We start from the raw sequence: 2,877 nt of genomic DNA, 5'->3' as shown, positions 1-2,877 counted from the left end.
TGGCGACGCGTATACGTGGGGCACGCCGAACCAGAGCGTGGACGAGGCGAAGGAGGAAGCGCTGCTTCGGCGCGAGGCCGCGCTGGCCGAACAGGTCGAGTATCGCGGCGAGTGCGACATGCTGGACCTCACGCCCGGGTCGGTGTTGAAGTTGTCGAACCGGAAGCTGCCCGATGCGAAGCACGGTGTGCTGGTGGTCCGGATGGCATGTCGCGCGTCGCGCAAGCAGGCGTATCGCGTGAAATTCGACGCGATTCCATCCGACCGTCAATACCGGCTGCCGTTGAAGACGGAGACGTGGCCGAAGATTCACGGCGTCATCACGGGGACCATCTCGGGTGGCTGGAAAGACCCTTACCTGGACGGGCAGGGCGAATATATCGTTCACCTTCATCTGGACCGCGACACGCGGATGCCGGGTCTGCGAAGCTGCCCGATGCGTCTTGCCAAGCCATTCGCAGGACCGAATCAAACTGGCTTTCATTTTGGACTGGTCGAAGGCACCGTTGTTGGCGTGAGCTTCCTGTGGGGCTGCGTCGATTTGCCGTTCATCAGCCACGTGCTCCATACCGCGCAGCACACGGACCCGATCGTCTCGGGCGTTCCGTGGGGCACGCGCAATACCCTGCGGACCCGGTCGAACAACACCCTGGAGATGGACGACCGGGACGGTCGCGAACACATCAAGTTGGCGACCGAGCATGGCAAGACGCAACTGAATCTCGGCCACACCGTCGACCGTGACCAAAAGCCGCGTGGCGAAGGCTTCGAACTGCGCACGGACAATCGCGGACACGTGCGAGCGGGTGGCGGCATGTTCGTGTCGGCGGATCGGCAGGAGAAGGCGCGAGGGGAGCAGGCGGACATGCGTTCCGCGACCAACCAGTTCCAGTTGACGCAGGCGCATGCGAATGGGTTGGCGGAGGCTGCGCGGGTGGCGAAAGCCGAGATCGCGGACTTGAAGGCCGAAAACGCGTGGCTCAAAGATGAACTGGCGGGCCTGAAAAAGTCGGTCATCGCGCTGTCCGCGCCGGCCGGCATTGGCGTGGCGACTCCCGACCGCGTGATGGTGTCGGCGGGCAAGGACGTGAGCATCGCCACGTCGTCGCGATTCAACGTGAATGCGATTCGGAATGTCGCCATCGCCGCAGGCGACGTGTTGTCGCTGTTCGCGCACCGGATGGGCATTCGCCTGTTCGCCGCACGCGGCAAGGTTCAGATTCAGGCGCAGTCGGACGCGATGGAACTGGTAGCACAACGGAACATGCAATTGAGCAGCGCGGCGGGCACGCTGACGGCGAGCGCGGCCAATGGCGTTGTGCTCAGTGGCGGCGGCACGGCTTACGTCAAGGTGCAGGGCGATAACGTCGAGATTGGCGGTGCGGGAAGCCTGATTCTGAAGATCGTCGAGATTCAGAAGGAAGGTCCGGGCGCGCTGTCGTTGCCGTTGCCGAAGTTCGATCAAACCACGATGGCGAATGACGAGCGGTTCATCCTGAGCGACGGCGTGACCGGACGACCCATGAAGAACAAGCCGTACAAGATCCAACTGGCGGACGGTCGAATCGTGGAGGGCGTGACGAGCGCGAAGGGGGAAACATCGTTGACGCCGAACGACATCGCACAGGGAATCAAGCTGATGCTGTCGAAGAACAACGACAACGGAGCTCGAGCAAATGGATGATTCAGTTAATCGGTCGGGCGATACGGCGAACACGCCGACCGAAACACAGCCGGAGCACTATCGGCATGAGGACGCAACCCGCATCGTGCCGATGCAGCGCGATCACCTGGGCCGGCCGTTCTGGGAATCGTACCTGACACCGACGGGCTATCAGGTGCGAGCCGAGGCGCGGATTCCCCCGCATTTGCCCGGTGTCGTCATCTTCGTGCACGGCGTGAATTCCGAGGGGGAGTGGTATGAGGCTGCAGAGCAGGCGTTGTGTCAAGGGCTCAATGAACGGCTAAATCGGAGTGATCTGAAGGCAAATGCCTACAGCACGACAGATGGTGAATGTCCTGTCCCTAGGCATATCGCTAAGGGAGATCAAGGTAACTCGCCCGTGATCCGCTTCTATTGGGGCTACCGGGCGCAGAAAGGTCAGGAGAAGAACTGGCGGATCGCGTTGCGCGATCAGCAGGGTTCCGATTTTTGGGCGCCGGAATGTACGCCACACAAGGTTGAGGACCACCGCCAAAACACGCCGTGGTATTGGGGCGGCGGGCCATTCCAGAACGGCACCAACAACCTCCAGCAGCTTTGGAGTGGAAAAGGCTTCACGCGCACGATCTACGGCTTCGACTTGCAACGGCTCAACACGGAAGTGGAACGGCAGTTGCAGGATGCGCCACCGCGCGACTATTACGCGCACGCCGCACAGCGTTTGGCAAACCTGATCGACGAAATTCGAACCGAGTGCCCGCGCGACACGGTGACTGTGATGTCGCATAGTCAGGGCACCATGATTGCGATGGCTGCGACGGCCCTATGCAAGACTCGCGCGCCCGACGCATTGTTCGTGATGAACTCGCCTTTCGCGATGGATGACAAGGCAACGGATGCGTTGACTTGCGGGAGCGAGCGACCGACCGCGCAGGCGCGCGTCAACACGTTCCGCCAGATCGCGAATCGCATCAAGCGGGACAAGCGGGTCTTCACCGAACAAATGATGGAGCAATTGCACGTCGGTGCAACGCAGGACATGAATTTCTGGCGGCCGGACGTGAAGCTGCATTACGGCGTGCCGGAGCGCGACAATCACGGCCGCTTATACGTCTATTTCACGCCGCATGATCGGGTGATGGGTATCACGACGTTGCAAAGCATTGGCTGGCAAGGCATCGGCGATGAACTGCTGACGGAACTGGGCGATACCG

At 61.3% G+C, this 2,877-nt stretch carries 2 protein-coding genes; both read left to right on the top strand.

From position 1 onward, the window contains the following. Positions 1-1,684 (top strand): DUF2345 domain-containing protein (locus AC3IFE_RS00500; protein WP_489189250.1); only part of this gene is annotated, 1,684 nt, incomplete at its 5' end. Beyond that, positions 1,677-2,877, top strand: a 1,201-nt coding sequence (locus AC3IFE_RS00495) for a T6SS effector phospholipase Tle3 domain-containing protein (RefSeq protein WP_489189249.1), incomplete at its 3' end; no start/stop codon positions are given. The genes AC3IFE_RS00500 and AC3IFE_RS00495, both read left to right, overlap by 8 nt.

The organism is Burkholderia sp. APQ4-4ca, assembly GCF_057837105.1.
This window is presented reverse-complemented; position numbering and strand designations above follow the sequence as displayed.